Source organism: Rubrobacter sp. M3-4 (genome assembly GCF_059772285.1).
The window spans coordinates 27677-46877 of sequence record NZ_JCBAJP010000009.1; the positions used below are offsets into that span (position 1 = coordinate 27677).

16 protein-coding genes and 1 riboswitch are annotated in these 19201 nt (G+C 67.4%); of the genes, 1 reads left to right on the plus strand and 15 read right to left on the minus strand.

The window, feature by feature from the left end; translation table 11 throughout:
- The gene (locus tag AC6EKW_RS10950) at window positions 1–561 is read right to left on the minus strand and encodes a LemA family protein (protein WP_273886694.1); all 561 of its coding nucleotides are present in this window, start codon (window positions 559–561) and stop codon (window positions 1–3) included.
- Window positions 562–629: 68 nt separating this feature from the next.
- Here AC6EKW_RS10950 and AC6EKW_RS10955 point away from each other — a divergent pair, with 68 nt between their 5' ends.
- Entirely contained in the window at window positions 630–1370 is a 741-nt protein-coding gene (locus tag AC6EKW_RS10955; protein ID WP_273886693.1) for a class I SAM-dependent DNA methyltransferase, read from the plus strand.
- Window positions 1371–1395: 25 nt separating this feature from the next.
- Here the strand turns inward: AC6EKW_RS10955 and AC6EKW_RS10960 are convergent, their stop codons facing one another.
- The 14 genes from AC6EKW_RS10960 to AC6EKW_RS11025 all read right to left on the minus strand — a co-directional run bounded on the left by AC6EKW_RS10960 (window position 1396) and on the right by AC6EKW_RS11025 (window position 19169).
- The gene (locus AC6EKW_RS10960) at window positions 1396–2217 is read right to left on the minus strand and encodes an urease accessory protein UreD (protein ID WP_498514436.1); all 822 of its coding nucleotides are present in this window, start codon (window positions 2215–2217) and stop codon (window positions 1396–1398) included.
- The gene (gene ureG / locus AC6EKW_RS10965; RefSeq protein ID WP_273886692.1) at window positions 2192–2851 is read right to left on the minus strand and encodes an urease accessory protein UreG; all 660 of its coding nucleotides are present in this window, start codon (window positions 2849–2851) and stop codon (window positions 2192–2194) included. Before ureG ends, AC6EKW_RS10960 begins: the two co-directional genes overlap by 26 nt.
- Before the next feature lie 17 nt (window positions 2852–2868).
- Complete coding sequence (locus AC6EKW_RS10970) at window positions 2869–3540, minus strand: urease accessory protein UreF (protein WP_273886691.1); 672 nt, start codon at window positions 3538–3540, stop codon at window positions 2869–2871.
- Window positions 3540–5213: an urease subunit alpha gene (gene ureC, locus AC6EKW_RS10975; RefSeq protein WP_420542009.1), complete on the minus strand. Its 1674-nt coding sequence runs from the start codon at window positions 5211–5213 to the stop codon at window positions 3540–3542. Before ureC ends, AC6EKW_RS10970 begins: the two co-directional genes overlap by 1 nt.
- 29 nt (window positions 5214–5242) lie before the next feature.
- On the minus strand, window positions 5243–5608 hold the full coding sequence (locus AC6EKW_RS10980) for an urease subunit beta (RefSeq protein ID WP_273886689.1): 366 nt from the start codon (window positions 5606–5608) through the stop codon (window positions 5243–5245).
- A gap of 58 nt (window positions 5609–5666) precedes the next feature.
- Window positions 5667–5969: an urease subunit gamma gene (gene ureA, locus AC6EKW_RS10985; protein ID WP_273886688.1), complete on the minus strand. Its 303-nt coding sequence runs from the start codon at window positions 5967–5969 to the stop codon at window positions 5667–5669.
- 150 nt (window positions 5970–6119) lie between these two features.
- On the minus strand, window positions 6120–7796 hold the full coding sequence (locus tag AC6EKW_RS10990; RefSeq protein WP_273886687.1) for a purine-cytosine permease family protein: 1677 nt from the start codon (window positions 7794–7796) through the stop codon (window positions 6120–6122).
- Between the two features lie 50 nt (window positions 7797–7846).
- Window positions 7847–8821 (minus strand): nitrilase-related carbon-nitrogen hydrolase, encoded by a 975-nt coding sequence (locus AC6EKW_RS10995; RefSeq protein WP_498514404.1) that lies wholly within the window; start codon window positions 8819–8821, stop codon window positions 7847–7849.
- 176 nt (window positions 8822–8997) lie between these two features.
- Window positions 8998–10440, minus strand: coding sequence for a high affinity choline transporter 1 (locus tag AC6EKW_RS11000; protein ID WP_498514405.1), 1443 nt, complete (start codon window positions 10438–10440; stop codon window positions 8998–9000).
- Between the two features lie 15 nt (window positions 10441–10455).
- Window positions 10456–11601, minus strand: coding sequence for an agmatinase family protein (locus AC6EKW_RS11005; RefSeq protein WP_498514406.1), 1146 nt, complete (start codon window positions 11599–11601; stop codon window positions 10456–10458).
- Window positions 11602–11661: 60 nt separating this feature from the next.
- Window positions 11662–11777: riboswitch (guanidine-I (ykkC/yxkD leader) on the minus strand.
- A gap of 140 nt (window positions 11778–11917) precedes the next feature.
- Window positions 11918–13345: a glutamate synthase subunit beta gene (locus AC6EKW_RS11010; protein ID WP_273886683.1), complete on the minus strand. Its 1428-nt coding sequence runs from the start codon at window positions 13343–13345 to the stop codon at window positions 11918–11920.
- Window positions 13345–17808, minus strand: a complete 4464-nt coding sequence (gene gltB, locus AC6EKW_RS11015) for a glutamate synthase large subunit (protein WP_273886682.1) — start codon at window positions 17806–17808, stop codon at window positions 13345–13347. The genes AC6EKW_RS11010 and gltB overlap by 1 nt, the downstream gene beginning before the upstream one ends.
- 152 nt (window positions 17809–17960) lie before the next feature.
- Window positions 17961–18281 carry a hypothetical protein gene (locus AC6EKW_RS11020; protein WP_273886681.1) on the minus strand — a complete coding sequence of 107 codons (321 nt, stop codon included), beginning with the start codon at window positions 18279–18281 and terminating at the stop codon, window positions 17961–17963.
- Between the two features lie 54 nt (window positions 18282–18335).
- Window positions 18336–19169, minus strand: coding sequence for a tyrosine-type recombinase/integrase (locus AC6EKW_RS11025; RefSeq protein ID WP_273886680.1), 834 nt, complete (start codon window positions 19167–19169; stop codon window positions 18336–18338).
- Window positions 19170–19201 lie beyond the last annotated feature (32 nt).

Here is a 19201-nt window from a genome sequence, read left to right on the forward strand (position 1 = left end):
TTAGTCGTAGGAGACGGTCACCGACTCGCGCTCGGGGCCCTCGGCCTCGAAGTACTCCCGCTCGGTGAAGCCCATCGCGCGGGCGAAGATGACGGCTGGGAAGCTCTGGATCTTCGTGTTGTACTCCTGCACCGAGTCGTTGTAATGCTGGCGGGCGAAGGAGATCTTGTTCTCCGTCGAGGCGAGCTCCTCCTGGAAGTCCAAAAGCACCCGGCTCGAGCGCAGCTCCGGGTAGTTCTCGGCGACGGCGAAGAGGTTGCCTATCGCGCCGGAGAGCCGGGCCTCGGACTGTGCCTGCTCGCGCGGGGATTGCGGCTTCATCGCCTCGGCACGCGCCCGCGTTATCTCCTCGAGGACCTGCTGCTCCTGGCGAAAGTAGCGCTTGACTCCTTCGAGGAGGTTCGGGATCAGGTCGTAGCGCCGCTTGAGTTGCACGTCTATCTGCCGGTAGGCTTCCTCGACCTGGTTTTTGCGTCGCACCAGCCCGTTGTAGGTGAAGATCATGTAGAGCACGATGAGCGCTATGATGGCGACTACTATGATGGTTCCGGCGGTTCCCATGGGACCTCCGTGTTTTTAGGGGACCTCTCGCGAGATTATATCCGCCGGTGCTACACAAGGAGCAGAACTTGTTCGAGTACGACGCCCTCTCAGACCTCTACGACCTGGAGTACGACCACGATCACGATGTACCGTTCTGGCTCGCGCTCGCCGGAAGAGAGCGCGGCCCCGTCGTCGAGTGGGGGGCCGGGACGGGCCGCATAGCGAAGCGGCTCGCCGGGGCGGGCCACGAGGTGACCGCCGTGGAGCTCTCGGGACCGATGGCCGGGGTCGGGCGCAGGAAGGGTCCGGGCGTCGAATGGATCCGCGGCGACATGCGCAGCGTGAGGCTGGGGGACCGCTACGGGCTCGGTATCTGCGCGTTCAACTCGTTCCTGTGCCTGCTCTCGGTGGACGACGCGCTCACCTTTCTGCGCAACGCCCGCGAGCACCTGCTGCCGGGCGGGCTGCTCGGCGTGGAGATCTCGGCGTTCTCGCCGGAGGAGCTGTCCGGTGGCCCGGAGCTGCGCCACGACCTGAGCCGCCCGCTTCCGGACGGCGGCACGCTGGAGAGGTTCTCGGTCTCGCATTACGATACGGCCTCCCAGCTGATGGAGATCACGCTCTTCTACGAGCTCTACGGCGCGGACGGCGTGCTGCGCGAGATGCGCCGCCACCAGCTCACCATCCGCGTGACCTTCCGCGACGAGCTGCTTCTGATGCTCAGGATCGCGGGGTTCGAACCCGAGGCGGTCTACGGCGGGTTCGAGGGGGAGCCGTTCGACGCGGCGAGCGACCACCTGATCGTGCTCTGCCGCCGTCCGGGTTAGACGGCGGGCGCGAGGCCCTCCGCGATCACCCCACCTCCCGGGCCGGTGGGGGAAGGCCGAGGTACGCCCGTGCGGATGCCCTGGTGCGGTTCAGGGCGGCGTACAGAGCGGCGGCGTCCCCGGCGAGCACGCGTACGCCGCAGAGACCGTCGCGGAGGGCGCTCGCGGAGGCCAGGATGCGGGGCAGCGCGGCGAGGTTCTCGTGCAGCTCATCCGCAAGAACTCGCAGATCCTTCGCGGAGGCGACGTACGCCACGCCCATGTACGGGTACCCGGCGAAGTGCTCCCCGCCACCGGAGAGGTCGAAGCGGTCCACGACCTCGGGGAGAGCATCGAAAGAGAGGCGGATCGTACTGCGGAGGCGCCTGAATCGGAACCGCTCTCCCCGGGCCACCCGTCCGGCGGAGCAGGCATCCCAGGCGATGAGCGTCGCGTCGGGGGAGAGGAGGAAATCCGTCTCCTGCAGGTAATCCGAGTCGGCGTAGGGGATCAGGTGGTGGGGCAGGTACTCAAGAAACGCCCCGCGCCCGAGCGCGAGCGTCGCCCGCTGCTCGGCGAAATCTCCCCGGTAAACCTTGTTGGCCGCCTGGGTCAGGACGGTGGCGGAGGCTTTCGGAGCGACCGAGATGTCCACTTCCAGAACGTCGCCACCCAGGATGCCGCCCGAGGGGTTCGTGATCTGCACCTCGGGGATGCCGGTGTCGTCGGGGTGGTTGGCGCGTACGGAGCCGAAGGGCGTGCTGCTGTAGCGCTCCGAGACTATGGTCCTCTCCCCGCGTGGCTCGAAGCGGATCCGGAGCAGGCCACGCTGCCCCCGGGTTCTAGTGGGGATGGTCGTGCCGGCCATCACCGCGGAGGTCGGAATCCGCCGGCGTCCAGCTCCGGTGGCGGACGGCCCTCCTCACCCAATCCACGACCGCCTCCATCCCGTCCCCGTGCAGGACGGAGGTGAAGAGGGTGGGCGCCCGGCCACGCAGCGCGGCGGCGTCGTGCTCCATGACCGAGAGGTCCGCCCCGACCAGCGGCGCGAGGTCTATCTTGTTGATCACCAGAAGCTCCGAGCGGGTGACGCCCGGCCCGCCCTTGCGGGGCACCTTGTCCCCCCCGGCCACGTCTATCACGTAGATCGAAGCGTCAACCAGCTCGGGCGAGAACGAAGCCGAGAGGTTGTCTCCGCCGCTCTCGATGAAGATGAGGTCCAGGTCCGGGAAATCCCGCTCCATGGCCTCGACGGCCTCCAGATTCATCGAGATGTCGTCCCGGATGGCGGTGTGCGGGCACCCGCCCGTCTCGACTCCGGCCACCCTGCCATCGGGCAGGACGGCGGCGCGGATCAAAAACTCCGCGTCCTCCCGGGTGTAGATGTCGTTGGTGACGGCGGCTATCTCGAACTCGCCGCCGAGCCTCCGGGAGAGCTCCGCCACCAGGGCGGTCTTCCCCGACCCAACCGGTCCCCCCACTCCCAGCCTCAAAGCCTTCATCCGGCACCTCCCTCTTTTCAGGATATGTACAGCCTGGTCCTCTGCCTCTCGTGCAGCATCGAGCGCACGTCGACCTCCGGCGCGAAGGCGTACATGTCCTCCGCGCCGAGCCCGGCGCCCGCGGAGGCCGCCCGTTCCATCTCCCCGTGCAGCTCGAAGAGGAGCCGCTGCGCCGTGCTCCCGCCGAGGGGGATGAGCTTCTGCCCCGCGGCGACGAGGGAGGCGACGCTCGAATACAGGAAGGATAGGAGCGCCTCCTCCTCACCGAAGCCCAGGGCGGAGGCCGCGACACCGTAACAGACCGCCAGGTTGCCTGGTGTCTCGGAGGCCCGCACGGCCTCGCCGAAGCGGAGGAGCCTCCCGTCCTCCACCCCGAGCGCCTCTACGCTCGCGAGGAACCGCCTGCCGACGCCGACGCTCGCCGACCGCAGTTCCCGCGTCAGCCTGGTCGCAAGGAGGAGTTGGTCGGTACGCAGCAGCTCCCCGAACTCCGCCCCGCAGGAGACCCTGAGCGCCACGCAGTCCGAGGTGGCCATGGAGGAGAGGTATAGCGCGACGATCTCCCGCAGATCCTCCGCGCTGCGCAGCCTCCCGGCGTCCGCGAACGCCTCGAGCCCCATAGAGTGCGAGAAGGCCCCCGTCGGGAAGGCCGTATCCGAGATCTGGAGCATCCGCAGCAGGATGGACATCAGAACAGGAAGTACCGCTGCGCCAGCGGGAGCTCGCGTGCCGGCTCGCAGCCCACGACTTCTCCGTCCACCCGAACCTCGTACGTCTCCGGGTCCACCTCTATCTCTGGCAAGAAGCCGTTGTGCACGAGGTCCGTCTTGCCGAGCGTGCGCGTACCGTGCACCGCGACGAGCCGCTTCTCGAGGCCCAACGCCTCCTTCAGGCCAGCCTCCAGCGCCGCCCGCGAGACGAACGTGAGCGAGACCGAGGCCGGGGCGCTCCCGAAGGCCCCGAACATGGGACGCTGGAAGACGGGCTCCGGCGTGGGGATCGAAGCGTTGGGGTCACCCATCTGCGCGTAGGCGATGAAGCCGGCCTTCATCACCAGTTCGGGCTTCACGCCGAAGAAGGCCGGTTTCCAGAGCACGAGGTCGGCGAGCTTGCCCACTTCGATGGAGCCCACGTGGTCCGAGATGCCGTGGGTGATGGCTGGGTTGATCGTGCACTTGGCGACGTAACGTCTGACCCGGAAGTTGTCGCTCTCCGCGTCGTCCTCCGGCAGCGGACCGCGCTGAGATCTCATCTTGCTCGCGGTCTGCCAGTTGCGGATCCAGACTTCCCCCACCCGGCCCATCGCCTGCGAGTCGGAGGACATCATCGAGATGGCACCGAGGTCGTGCAGGACGTCCTCGGCTGCTATCGTCTCGGCGCGGATGCGGCTCTCGGCGAAGGAGACGTCTTCGGGGACGTCCCGGCTCAGGTGGTGGCAGACCATCAGCATGTCCAGGTGCTCGTCCACGGTGTTCACGGTGTACGGCCGCGTCGGGTTGGTGCTCGACGGCAGCACGTTCGGCTCGCCGCAGAGCCTTATGATGTCCGGCGCGTGCCCACCGCCGGCGCCCTCGGTGTGGTAAGTGTGTATGGTACGCCCCTCGAACGCCGCGACCGTGTCCTCCACGAACCCGCTCTCGTTCAGGGTGTCCGTGTGGATCGCCACCTGGACGTCCATCTCATCAGCCACCGAGAGACAGGTCCTTATGGCCTGCGGGGTGGAGCCCCAATCCTCGTGCAGCTTGAGCCCGCAGGCGCCCGCCCGGACCTGTTCCTCGAGCGCCTCCGGGTTCGAGGAGTTTCCCTTGCCCAGGAAGCCGAAGTTCAGCGGAAGTCCCTCCACGGCCTGCAGCATCCGCGCGATGTTCCAGGCCCCCGGCGTGCAGGTAGTCGCGTTGGTCCCGGTGGCCGGTCCGGTCCCGCCGCCTATCATGGTGGTCACCCCGGAGGCGATGGCGCACTCGGCCTGTTGGGGGGAGATGAAGTGGATGTGGCTGTCTATGCCACCCGCGGTGAGGATCCTCCCCTCCCCAGCGATGACCTCGGTGGAGGCTCCGATCTCCACGTTCACGCCGTCCATGGTGTCCGGGTTGCCGGCCTTGCCGATGGCCGCCACGCACCCGTCCCTGACACCCACGTCCGCCTTGACGATGCCCCAGTGGTCGACGATGAGGGCGTTGGTGATCACCAGATCCATCGCCCCCTCCGCACGCGTGGCCGTCCCTTGAGCCATCCCGTCCCGCACGGATTTGCCGCCCCCGAACACGGCCTCCTCGCCGGCGAGCGTGAGGTCTCGCTCCACGCGCACGACGAGACCGGTGTCGGCCAGACGCACCCTGTCCCCGGTCGTGGGGCCGAACATCTGCCCGTAACGCCGCCGCGAGAGCCGGCTCACCCCAAGTACCCCCGCTCGCGTGCCCGGCGGAGCGCGCGCCGTCTCACCTCCGGGTCATCCAGCGCACCCTCGACGAGCCCGTTCATGCCGTGCAAGACCCTGTCGCCGCCGATGGCGACGAGCGCGACCTCGCGCTCGTCGCCCGGCTCGAAACGCACGCTGGTCCCCGCCGGGATGTCCAGGCGCATCCCGTAGGCTCTCTCCCGATCGAACCGCAGGGCTCTGTTCGTCTCGAAGAAGTGGAAGTGGCTGCCGACCTGCACGGGCCTGTCTCCCGTGTTGGCCACGGTGAGGACGAGCCTCGTACGTCCTTCGTTGAACCCCACCTCGCCCTCCGCCGGAATGAACTCCCCCGGGATCATGCCCTCACCACCAGCAGGGGCGGGAAGTTCCCGACTCGTTCGACGTCCACCCTTCCTCCTAAACGATCGGGTCGTGCACCGTCACGAGCTTCGTGCCGTCCGGGAAGGTCGCCTCGACCTGCACCTCGTCGACCATCTCGGCGACCCCCTCCATCACGTCCTCGCGCGAGAGGATCGTGGCGCCGAAGCTCATCAGTTCGGCGACGCTCTTGCCCTCCCGGGCTCCCTCGAGGATCTCCGCCGAGATCAAGGCGACGGCCTCCGGGTAGTTGAGCCTGAGGCCCCGCTCCCGCCGCCGCCGGGCGACCTCGGCGGCGGTGAAGATCATGAGCTTCTCCTGCTCCATCGGCGAGAGCCTCATACTTCCCTCCTGAGCCTTCGTTGCTTCTCCCCGCACAGCGACGGGAGAAAGTTTAGAGCCCGACGACCGCCCGGTCTCTGGCCCGACGGACAGATAAAGCCCCGCTCCCAAGGCGCTCCTCTGGGCCCGCCGTCCAAAGGAGGTGGGAGATCACGCGGTATCCACACCTGGTTTTCTTGTGATCCGGACGGGCTGCTTGCAGGAGTCGTGGCAGCTCCTTTCGAGGGTGCAGCACAGCGAGCATATGTCTGACTCGTGAAAGGTGCAGTAGGCCATGTCCGGGATCTCGTACCGTCTCCCGCACCGGCCGCAGGTTCTCGTGGCGTAGCGTGCCTCGTCACCCTCCAGGATCTCGGCCGTGGAACCTCCCCGGGCGATGTAGTATCTGCCCCTCGTCGCGACCGCCAGGATCGGGGAGAGGACGAACGCGACCACGAGGGCCAGATAGGGTGAGAAGGCCTGGGCATAGTCCCCGAAGACCCCGAAGAAGGCGGGGATGGAGACAGCGGCCCCGGCGAGCATCGCCCCGAACCCGACCGGGTTTATGTTGTGCAGGTGCGCTCGCTTGAACTCGATGTAGGAGGGGCTCACCTTCAGCAACGGTTTGTTGATGACCAGGTCGGCGACGACCGCCCCGATCCAGGCTATCGCCAAATTGGAATAGAATCCGAGCACGAAGTTCAGAAACCCGAAGACACCGAAGAGCATGAGCGTGAGCGCGATCCCGACGTTGAGAAACACCCACCAGACCCTCCCCGGGTGCCAGTGGAAGACCCGCGAGAAGAAGTTGGACCACGCCAGAGACCCGGCATAGGCGTTGGTCACGTTGATCTTGAGCTGCGAGAGCACCACCAGCAGCGTCGCGACCGCCAGCGCCCAGAACCCGTTCGGGATTATGAGCTCGAAGCCCCGCACGAACTGTTCTATCGGCTCGACCGCCTTCTCCGGTCCGACCGCCGAGAAGATGTAGAAGGCTAGAAACGCTCCCCCGAGCTGCTTGAGGGCCCCGAGGATCACCCACCCCGGTCCGGCCGAGAGCACCGCCGCCCACCAGCGCCTGGAGTTCTCCGCGGTCTTCTGCGGCATGAAACGCAGATAGTCCGCCTGTTCTCCGATCTGGGCTATGAGGCTCAGCGCGACGCCCGCGGCGAGGCCGAACCCGATCAGGTCGAACGAAGGGCTTCCCGCGGTGCCACCGAAGCCCGTGAAGCGCGCGTAGGCTCCCGGGTCCTTGACCAAGACCGCCAGGAAGGGCAGCGCGATGAGGACGAACCAGACCGGCTGCGTCCACATCTGGAACTTCGAGAGCAGCGTCATCCCGAAGACCACGAGCGGGATCACCACGAACGCCGAGACCACGTACGAAACCCAGATGGGTATCCCGGTGAACAGCGTGATCGCCTGCGCCATCACGGAGGCTTCGAGCGAGAAGAAGATGAACGTGAAGCTCGCGTAGACGAGCGATGTGATCGTGGAACCGAGATAACCGAAACCCGCCCCGCGCGTGAGCAGGTCCATGTCGATGTTGTACCTGGCCGAGTAGTACGCTATGGGGATCCCGGTCAGGAATATAGTCACCGCCGCGACCAGTATCCCCCACACGGCGCTGGAGAAACCGTGCGTGACGGCGAGCGAGCCCCCGATGGCGAAATCTACCAGATAGGCTATCCCGCCGAGCGCCGCCGTCGCCACCGCGTACTCGCTCCACCTCCTGAACGAGCGGGGCGCGTACCGCAGCGAGTAGTCCTCGACCACCTCGTTGTCTACGAAGGCGTTGAACCTGCGCCCGGGACGGACCTCCCTGCCTTTCTGCTGCACCTCTCTCAACCGGTTTCCTCCCTCCTGATCCTGCTTACCCGCAGAGAGACAGCCGCCCGCTACCGGCCCGGAGCCTCCTCCAGGGCGAAAGAGCGGGTGATCCCTTCAGACCTCTTTACTGCTGCCCCAGGGTCTTCGACCCAGGTGCGGTAAAACTCGTAGGGGCACGGAGCGACCCCACCCTCCGGCACGGCGGTGTAGCCGCGGTGCACGAGGTTGTAGAGGTGGTTCTCGGCCGTCCAGTGCCTGCGGGCTTCGCGGATCGCCCCGATGTCCAGAAGCGCATACTGCACCTCCCCGGGCGTCGGCCCGCACTCGGCCATGATGCTGCCGTCGAAGTCCACGATCATCGAGTTGCCGAAGTACGAGTAGACGAGATCCCTGCCGGCCATGTTGGCGGCGGCGAAGTACGTGAGGTTCTCCCAGGCCCGGACCATCTGCACGTTGCGCTGCTGCTCCGAAGAGGGGTGCATGTAGCCCTGTATGCGCACCACCAGTTCCGCACCCTTCATGACCGTGTCACGGACGATCTCTGGTATGTTGCAGTCGTAGCAGATGGTCCCGCCGATCTTGAGCCCCTTCGGGCCCTCGACGACCATCGTCTCGGAACCCGGCGCCCAGGGTTCCTGCGGTACCCACGGGTTGATCTTGTGGTAGTTCATCACCACTTCGCCCTCATCGTCGATGAGCAGCAGGCTGTTCCACGGGTTCCCATCCGGGTTCTCCTCCCCGGTCAGCGAGAAGACCCCCCACACCCCGTTCCCGACGCAGGCCTCGGCCAACACCTCGACCTCGGGCCCGTCCACGCTCGTCACGAGCTCGGGCCACTTCGTCGGATGAAAACCCTGCAGGGAGTACTCCGGGAAGACGATCAGATCACACCCCGGATAACCCCGCTTGATCCCTTCGACGTACCGCGCGATGGAGCGCGCGTTCTCGAGCACCTCCTCCCTGCTCTCCACCACCGGTACCGGATAGTTCACCACCGCCACACCCACAGTCTCGGGCGAAGACGAGATGGTGCCGCTCGGCATCTGGCAGCCTCCTTCCTCTCGTTCATATCCTGTCTGCATCCAACATTTAGATGCTGAGTGCAGTCTAGGTGGTCGTCCCCCTCCGCTTCCTCGGCCCGGCGGCGGAAAACATGCCGCTGTCGCAGGGTGCTGGCTTGTGCGGCGGGAGCAACCGCTCGCTACTCGGGTTTCTCCTGTCAGGTCGGCAGGGGCTGCCTCCGCGTCGCGAGCGCGACGGCGACGAAGGCGACGAGGCTCACGAATGGGCTGAGCACCGTAGGCAGCCCGTCGAAGGCCGGGGAGAAGACGTGATTCGGGAAGTAGAGCAGGGTATTCTTCTCCCCGTAGATCGTGGGTGTGAACACGAAGAAGAACAGTCGCGTGAGAGAACCGGCGGCGATGGAGGCGAGGGCCGCTGGGGCGTTCGCCCTGCTCCAGTAGAGACCGAGCACCAGCGGGACCAGCAACCCCGCCAGCACCACGTCGAAGGCGAGGGTGAGCAGGACGCCCGTCTGGGGGACGCGCAGCGCGATCCGGGCGCTCAGTGCCGCTATCGGGACCATCGCCAGGCGGGTCGCCAGAAGCAGCCTGTCCCTGCCTCCCTCTCCCCTGCGCACCTGGAAGATATTGCGGGCGCACACCGACGACATCGCGAGGACCGCTCCGGTCCCGGTCGAGAGCGAGGCGGCGACTATCGCGGAGAGCACGATTATCGTGAGCGGGATCGGGGCGGTGCCCTTCAAGAGCGCGTAGAGCACCGGCGCGTCGCCCCGGTGGATGCCGAGGCGCTCGAAGACGCTCCCAGAGGAGAGCGACACGATGGAGAACGGCACCCCGATCGCCAGCGTGCCGATACCACCCAGAAAACACGCCCTCCGGGCCGTATCGGGGCTCTCGGCGGCGAAGACCCGCTCCATGAAGTCCAGCGCTACGATGTCTCCCAGCCCAAGTGAGAGCAGCGTCGCCCAGTTCACGTACGCGCCGTCGGCGGGCTTCGAGAGCTGGGCGAGGTCGAATGGCCCCATACCGTGCGGGATGGAGATCCCGAAATCGAAGGCTACGAAGACGATCAGCGCGATCGAGCCCACCAGAGCGAGCGTGGCCTGCAGGAAGTCGGTGTAGACCACCGAGAGCAACCCGCCGGGGAGCGTGTAGAGCAGCATCAGGAGCGCGACCAGGAGCACGCCCTCCAGGTAGCTCGTTCCGAGGAAGGTCTCGAACAGGTATCCGCCGGCTACCAGGTTCCCGGCGAGCAGTATGGTGAAGCTGAGCACCATGATCGGGGCGGCCAGGATCTCGACGCTCCGGCCGTACCTCCGAGCATAAAAATCCGGGAGCGTCATGAGCCCCATGCCGTTGAGCGGCTTCGCGAAGAACGCCCCGGTCAGAAACAGGCAGATCGCGAGCCCTATCGGCAGCGAAGCCCCGGCCCAGAAGCCGAACTGCGCCGTCAGGTCCGTGTTGCCCAAAGTCGCGTTCGAGTCGACCGCCTGCGCCATCAGCGCGGTCGCAGCGAGCGGCAGGATGAGCCCGCGCCCGGCCACGATGAAGTTCACGCTCCGCCCCCGTACCCTGCGCACGAAGCTCATGCCAACCGCGATCTGCAGCGTTATGAACGCCGCTACACCGAGCATGATCATTGCTTCATCCCCCTCTCAGATCGACGGGTAAGTGCCGAGGTGCCCCTCCCTGACCAGCGTCGCCAGCACGTCCGCGATCGCTCTGGCGGCGAGCAGCGCCGTCGTGTCGCTCGTGTCGTAGGGCGGCGCGACCTCGACGACCTCCATCCCGCACAAACCCTCCTTCGCCACGAGGTGCAGAAACTTCAGCGCCTCGCGTGGCAGGTAGCCGCCCGGCTCCGGCCAGCCCGTCCCCGGTACCAGCCCACCGTCCACCGAGTCGATGTCGAAGGAGAGGTAGACGGCCTCCGCCCCGTCCCAGGCCACCTCCAGTGCCATCTCGGCCGCCTTCTCGATCCCCATCGCCTCCACGTCCCCGATGGTCATGATCGTCGTCTTCCGCTCGCGGGCGACCTGCACGCCCGCGCGGGGCACCTGCCAGCCCCCGATACCGCACTGCACCAGGTTCTTCGGCGGAGCATTCGGGATGTTGGTGGCGTGGAACCAGGGTGTGGTGTGCATCCGCTCGTCCATGTCCTTCTCCTGGATGTCCACGTGCCGGTCCAGGTGGATGATCCCGACGTTCCCCTCGACGTGCTCCGCGACGCCGCGCACGCACGGATAGCCGATCGAATGGTCCCCGCCCAGGATCACCGGGAAGGCACCGCTCGCGACCACGTGGCTCACGGCGCGGGAGATCTGGTCGAAGGTCTTCTCGATGTTGGCCGGGATGACGAACACGTCACCGAGGTCGGCGACCCTCAGCGACTCCCTGAGGTCCACGCCGAGCTCGTAGTTGTAGGTCGAGTAGAGACCGGATATCCTCCGGATGGCCTGCGGCCCGAACCTCGTTCCGGAACGGTAGGTCGTCCCCATGTCGAAGGGCGCACCGAGGACGGCCACGTCGTACTCGCCGACCCGCCGCACGTCTTCCAGGTAAGGGAAGCTCATGAACGTGTTTATGCCGGCGAAGTGCGGCAGTTCCGTCCGCGCGAACGTGGAGATGGTTCGGTCTTCGACGGAGTCCGCCGCCGGAAGCCCAATCTCCAACGCCCGCTCGACCTCTGCGTCCCAGCGGGCGCTGCCCAGGATCGCCTCACGCTCCCGGGCCTCGTGTCCACGCAGCCTCCTCAGAACCTCCGGGTCGGGCGGCCCCGGTCGCCGATGATGATCGCCTGCCACAGCTTACTCTCCTTTCGTCTCGCCCCGCGCCAAAAGCGAGAAGCCCGGGAAGCTTCGGAAGCCTCCCGGGCTTTTGTCCCGCCGTGGGACGGCCGGGATTTCTCCCCGACCGCCTGCCGCTCTCGGTCGCTGACCCGCCGGAGTTCTCCGGCGGCGGAACCCTAGCGACGTCCGTCAATCTAATGCGGTGAAGGGGGTGGTGTCTTCAGACGAGCGGCCAGAAACGTCCGCCGGGAGCGTGGCGACGCTTGTCCCGAAGGCAAAACGCCGCGCCCCATCCGGATGGGGCACGGCGTGGGTTCGGATCCCCGGAGGGTCAGCCGGGCAGCAGGCTCTCCCCCATCAGGTACTCGTCGGCCTGACGGGCCGCCTTGCGGCCCTCGGCGATCGCCCAGACGATGAGCGAGGCGCCGCGCCGGGCGTCCCCGGCGACGAAGACGCCGGGCTCTTTCGTCGCGAACCCGTCGCGCGAGGCTATCGCGCCGTTCGGCGCGTACCCGAGGTCGAGTCCCTCGAGCAGCCTGTCACGCACCGGGCCCGCAAAGCCGATCGCGAGCAGCACGAGATCTGCGCGCATCTCGAACTCCGAGCCTGCCACGGGGACCGTCCGCCCCTCCGGGGTGCGCTCGGTGCGGATGCAGTGCATCCGCTCGACCCTGCCGTTCGAGCCGGAGAAACCGGTGACCGCGACGTTCCAGCGGCGCTCGCCGCCCTCCTCGTGCGCCGGGTAGGTGTGCAGCACGAACGGCCAGTCGGGCCACTCCATCGGGTCGGGGGACTCCGGCGGCCTCGGACCGTGGGTGAGGACCCTGACCGAGGCGCAGCCCTCCCGGTGGGCGTTGCCCAGGCAGTCGGCGCTGGTGTCGCCGCCGCCGAGGATGATGACGTGCTTGCCGCGCGCGGTGATCTCCTCGCCCTCGACCGGCAGACCGGCCACCCGGCGGTTCTGCTGCACGAGATACTCCATCGCGAGGTGGATGCCGGAGAGCTCGCGTCCGGGCACGTCGAGGTCCCGCCCCTGCAGGGCACCGACGGCGAGCACGACGGCGTCGAACCCGCCGCGCACCTCTTCGAGGGTCGGGTCGTAGCCGACGTGGGCGTTCGTCCGGAACTCTATCCCCTCCTCCTCGAGCTGGCGCAGCCTGCGGTCGATGACCCATTTCTCCATCTTGAAGTCCGGGATGCCGTAGCGCAAAAGCCCCCCGATGCGGTCGTCCTTCTCGAAGACGACGACCGTGTGCCCGGCGCGGTTGAGCTGCTGCGCCGCGGCGAGCCCCGCCGGACCGCTCCCGACGACGGCGACCCGCTTGCCGGTGCGCTTCTCCGGCGGCGGGGGCTCCGGGACCACCCACCCCTCCTCGAAGGCCCGCTCGATGATCGAACGCTCTATCTCCTTTATCGTCACGGGAGAGTCGTTGATGGAGAGCACGCAGGCCGCCTCGCAGGGGGCGGGGCAGAGGATGCCCGTGAACTCGGGGAAGTTGTTCGTGCGGTGCAGCCTCTCTATCGCCTCCCTCCACCGATCGCGGTATGCGAGATCGTTCCAGTCCGGGATGAGGTTGTTCACCGGGCACCCGGCGTTGCAGAAGGGAACCCCGCAGTCCATGCAGCGCGAGGCCTGCTCCCTGAGCTCGTCCCCGGGCATCGGCCGGTAGACCCACCGGTAGTCGCGGACACGCTCGGAGACGGGCCGCTTGGGGACCGGCTTGCGCCCTATCTTCAGGAAACCCCTCGGATCACCCATCAGATCGCCGCCTCCAGCCGGTCCACACCGCGCTCCTCGAGCACCCTCCTGAGGTCGTGCGGCATCACCTTGACGAACTTCGGCAGGATCTCCTCCCAGCTATCGAGCACCCGCCTCGCCGTCTCGCTCCCGGTCCAGCGCAGGTGGTTCTCTATCATGCTCCTGAGCAGCGCCACGTCCTCCTCCGACTCGACGGGCTCGAGCCCGACCATCTCGGTGTTGCAGAGCTTCTCGAAGCGGCTCTCCTCGTCGAGGACGAACGAGATGCCGCCGCTCATCCCGGCGGCGAAGTTGCGCCCGGTCGGGCCGAGCACGACGACGACCCCTCCGGTCATGTACTCGCAGCCGTGGTCGCCGACGCCCTCGACGACGGCCCGCGCCCCGGAGTTGCGGACCGCGAAGCGCTCCCCGGCGAACCCGCGGAAGTAAGCCTCGCCCCCGGTCGCCCCGTAGAGGGCGACGTTGCCGACGACGATGCTCTTCTCCGGCTCGTACGCCGCGTCTTCCGGCGGATAGACGGCGATCCGACCGCCGGAGAGCCCCTTGCCCACGTAGTCGTTGGTGGTTCCTTCCAGGGTGAGCGTGACCCCCTTCGGGATCCAGGCACCGAACGACTGCCCGGCGACCCCGGAGAAGTCCATCCTTATCGTCCCGTCGGGCAGCCCCTCGCGACCGTAGCGACGCGCCACCTCACCGGCGAGCGCCCCGCCGACCGTGCGTTGGGTGTTGAAGATCGGCATCGAGATCCTGACCGGCTCCTTCTCATCGAGCGCCGGACGGCAGCGCTCGATGAGCCTGGAGTCGAGCGACTCCTCGACCTGGTGCCGCTGGTCCTCGACGTGCCGGATCGCGGCCCCCTCCGGCGGGGGAGCGAGTATGGCCGAGAGGTCGAGCTTCCCGGCCTTGGGGTGCTCTACGCCGTCCCTCACCTTCAGCCGGTCGGTCCTTCCGACCATCTCCTCGAAGGTCCTGAAGCCCAGGGCCGCCATGTACTCCCTCACCTCCTCGGCGAGGAAGAAGAAGTAGTTTATGACGTGCTCGGGGGTGCCGGAGAACTTCCTGCGCAGCCTGGGGTCCTGGGTGGCGACCCCGACCGGGCAGGTGTTCAGGTGGCAAACACGCATCATGATGCAGCCCACGGCGATCAGGGGGGCGGTCGAGAACGCGAAGTCCTCCGCCCCGAGGAGCGCCCCGACCACCACGTCGCGGCCGGTCTTGAGCTGCCCGTCGGTCTGCAGGATCACGCGTCCGCGCAGGTCGTTGGCCACCAAAACCTGCTGGGTCTCGGCCAGCCCGAGCTCCCACGGCAGCCCGGCGTGCTTGATCGAGGAGAGCGGGGAGGCGCCCGTCCCGCCGTCGTGGCCGGAGATGGTGATGTGGTCGGCCTTCGCCTTGGCGACCCCGGCCGCGATCGTCCCGACCCCGGCCTCGGCGACGAGCTTGACGCTCACCTGCGCCTCCGGGTTGACCATCTTGAGGTCGTAGATGAGCTGGGCGAGATCCTCGATCGAGTAGATGTCGTGGTGGGGCGGCGGCGAGATCAGGGCGACCCCCGGCGTCGAGTGACGCACCTGCGCGATGTACTCGCTCACCTTGTGCCCCGGCAACTGTCCGCCCTCGCCGGGCTTGGAACCCTGGGCCATCTTGATCTGCAGCTGGTCGGCGTTGACCAGGTACTCCGCGGTGACCCCGAAGCGGGCGCTCGCGACCTGCTTTATGGCGCTGCGGCGGTCGTCGAGGAAGCGCTCCGGATCCTCTCCTCCCTCGCCGGTGTTGGACTTCCCGCCGATGCGGTTCATCGCGATCGCGAGCGTCTCGTGCGCCTCCTTCGAGAGCGAGCCGAGCGACATCGCCCCGGTGTTGAAGCGCCGGACGATCTCCTTCGCGGGCTCGACCTCGTCGATCGGGATCGGGTCGAGCTCGAAGTCGAAGAGGCTGCGCAGCGTGGCGAGGCGCTCGCTCTTCTCGTCGTAGTGGCGGGTGAACTCCTTGAAGGCCTCGTAGCTCGCCGAGCGTACCGCCCGTTGCAGCGGGACGATGCTCTTGTTGTTCCACTGGTGGTACTCACCCTGCACCCGCAGCTGGTACTCGCCCCCGACGTCGAGCTCCTCACCCTGCCCCCGGTCCTCGAACGCCCTGCGGTGCCGCTCGAGCACCTCGCGCCCGAGGTCGTCCATCCCGAGCCCCCCGATGCGCGAGGCCGTCCCCCGGAAGTACCGCTCCACCAGATCCTCCCGCAGCCCGACGGCCTCGAAGATCTGGGCCCCGCAGTAGGAGAGCAGGGTCGAGATGCCCATCTTGGAGATGACCTTGAGGAGCCCCTTGTCGATGGCCTTCACGTAGTTCTCGCGTGCCTTCTCGGGACCGGCTCCGTCGAGCAATCCCTCGCGGGCCATCTTCTCTATCGTCTCGAAGGCGAGGTAGGGGTTGACGGCGGTGGCCCCGTAGCCGATGAGGAGCGCGAAGTGGTGCACCTCGCGTGCCTCGGCGGTCTCGGCGACGAGGGTGGTGCGGGTGCGGATTCCCTCCCTCACCAGGTGGTGGTGCACGGCGGAGACCGCGAGCAACATCGGTATGGGCGCCTGCTCGGCGCTCACCCCCCGGTCGCTCAACACCAGGACCGGCGAGCCCCCACGCACCGCCCGCTCGGCCCGCTCGCACAGGCCCTCCACCGCCCGGCCGAGCCCCTTCTCCCCTGATCCGACCGGGAAGAGCGCCGGCAGGGTCGTCGCGGCGAACGGGCCCGATCCCCCGAGGTGCCTTATCTTCTCCAGCTCGGTGTCGGTGAGGATCGGGTGGTCGAGCAGCACCCTCCGGCAGTGCTCGGGGGTCTCGTCGAAGAGGTTCTGCTCCGGCCCGAGCGACATCTTGAGCGACATCACGAGCTCCTCGCGCAGCGGGTCTATGGGCGGGTTGGTGACCTGCGCAAAATGCTGCTTGAAGTAGTCGTAGAGGAGCCGCGGCCGCTCCGAGAGGACCGCGAGCGGCGTGTCGGTGCCCATCGACCCGTCGGGCTCCTTGCCTCCCTTCGCCATCGGCGTGAGGATGAGCCGAAGATCCTCGGTCGTGTACCCGAAGGCCCGCTGCCGGCGGATGAGCGGCGCGGGCTCGGGGCGCGGGTCGGAGTCAGCCTCCGGGAGCTCGTCGAGGTGGATCTCCCCCTCCTCCACCCACCGGCGGTAGGGCCGGCGGGTGTACAGGGAGCGCTTTATCTCCTCGTCGTGCAGCACCTCGTTGCGCTCCGTGTCCACCACGAGCATCCGCCCCGGCTGCAGCCGCCAGCGTTCGACCACGTCCTCCGCCGGCACCCGCAGGGCCCCGTCCTCGGAGGCCATGACGACCCTCCCGTCGCGCGTGATCGTGTAGCGCGCTGGCCTCAGGCCGTTGCGGTCGAGCGTGGCCCCGATGATGCGCCCGTCGGTGAAGGCGACCGCCGCCGGCCCGTCCCAGGGCTCCATGAGCGCGCTGTGGTAGCGGTAGAACGCCCGGCGGTCGGGATCCATCTGCTCGTCGTTCTCCCACGCCTCCGGGATCATCATCGCCACCGCGTGCGGCAGGCTGCGCCCGGCGAGGTAGAGGAGCTCGAGCACGTTGTCGAAGGAGGCCGAGTCGCTCTGGTCGGGCTTTATCACCGGCGAGATCTTCTCGAGATCCTCACCGAAGAGCTCCGAGCGCAGCCGGCTCTCCCGCGCGCGCATCCAGTTGATGTTGCCCCTCAGGGTGTTGATCTCGCCGTTGTGCGCCACGTAGCGGTAGGGGTGCGCGAGCTCCCAGCTACCCAGGGTGTTCGTCGAAAAGCGGGCATGGACGAGCGCGATCGCGCTGGCGACGGCCGGATCCTTCAGGTCGGGGTAGAACTCGGCGACCTGCCCGCCCCGCAGAAGCCCCTTGTAGACCACCGTCCTGGAGGAGAGGCTCGCCACGTAGCAGCTGTGGCTCTCCTCGACCGCCCGGTGCAGCCGCCGCCGGATCACGTAGAGCTTGCGCTCGAACGCCCCCTCGTCCTTCGTGCCGCTCTCGATGAAGAACTGGCGGATGCGCGGCATCACGCTGCGCGCGAGCTCCCCGATGGTCCCCGGCTCGACGGGCACGTCGCGGAAGCCGAGCAGCCTCTGGCCCTCCTCGGCGGCGATACGCTCCAGCGTCGCCTCCCCGCCCCGGGCGTCCCCATCCTCGAAGAGTACCCCCACACCGTAACGCCCGGGCGGAGGGAGTTCGACGCCGAGCTTCTCGCACTCCCGGCGGAAGAAGGCGTCCGGGATCTGCATGAGTATCCCCGCCCCGTCCCCGGTCTCCGGGTCGCTCCCGCTCGCACCCCGGTGCTCCAGGTTGCGCAGGATCTCCAGCCCCTCCTCTACGGTCTCCCGCGTCCTCCGGCCGTCTACGCGCGCTACGAAGCCAAGTCCACAGGCATCGTGCTCGTAGGTCGGGTCGTGGAGTGGTGCGGGTCCGAAGGGTGCCAAAGGTCGCCTCCCCAAAAGCTCGTTGGGTCTACGGGTGGAGCCAAATTTTTACACGAGCGAGATGCAAATTACAAGCCGGTAACAATCGGGTTGCTAGCCACCTCCCCCTTTTCGGGGGATCTCCCGGCGATTTTTGTACACGGGGCCAACCGCTAGAGCTCCTCGAGTTCGGCCCTCAGCTTCCGCTCTTCCTCCAGAAGCCCGGAGAGGCGCAGCCTCAGCTCGGCGGCCTCGGCCTCGACCTCGGCCAGCCGCAGGGTCAGCTCGCGCTCGCGGGCGGCCTGCTCGGGGGTGCGTTTTTTGGTCGAGATGTTCTCCCGCACCTTCTTCAGGCGCTCTGCGGCCTCCTTGCGCAGCGAGGAGCGGAACTCCTCGTCCTTGAAGTACTCGACCCCTTTCCTGATCCTCTCGTCCGAGAGCAGCTCCGTTATGATCTCCGCAGAGCTCCGCTTGAAGTCCTTACCGCTGGCCATCCTGCCAATAACCTCCTGAATCTTCCGCGAGCGGAAATTGTACCGTGATAGGGCCTAGACGAACTTCTTGTAGACCCCGATGTTGGTGGTGTCGCGCACGCCCATCGCCTCCTTGAGCTCGTTCAGGGTGGCTCCCCGCCGCAGGAGGCGGATGGCGAAGGTGTGGCGCAGCACCATCGGCGAGATGCGCGGCAGCCCCACCTGGTCGCAACGCTTCCAGAGCGCGTTCTGCAGCGCCTTCGAGGTAGCCACCGGCCTGCCGGCGCGCCCGACGATGAGCTCCGGGGTCTCGTCCTTGCGCATCGCGAGGTAACGCTCCAGGGCCCGCACGGTCTCCTCCGAGACCCTTCTGGCACGCGGTGCCAGGTGGGAGCCCGGCCCGCCGAGCTGCACCTGCGCGGCGGCGAGGTCGACGTCCGAGCGCAGAAGCCCCCGGATCTCCCCGACCGTCACGCCGGTTTCGAGCATCAGACGGATCATGACCTCGTCCCGGGCATCGTCGAGCCGGTTGACGGGGAAGGAGAGCAGCTGCTCGGCCTCGTCGTCTTCGAGGAAGGTTATCTGCTGGTCCAGAGGCTGGTGCATCGGCTCTATCGGGTCGAAGTCGAGCCCGGCGTCGGTCGCGGTCCGGACCCAGTCGAGAAAGCGCCTCACCGCGGCGTCCTTTCTGTAGACGGTGAAGCGCTTGCGCCGCTGCCCGAGCAGGTGGTTGCGGAAGGCCATCACCTCCCCGACACCGACGTCTTCGATCTCTTCTATGCCGCGCAGGGCGAGAAAGCGGACGAACTCCCTCACGTCCGCCTCGTAGAACTCGGCGGTGCGCGGGCTCGTCTCGGTGTCCTCGGCCAGGTGCCCGGCGAACTCCGTGGCCAGGATCTCGGCTCTCATGTCTCATATTTTACCGGTCCGCCGGGGTATAA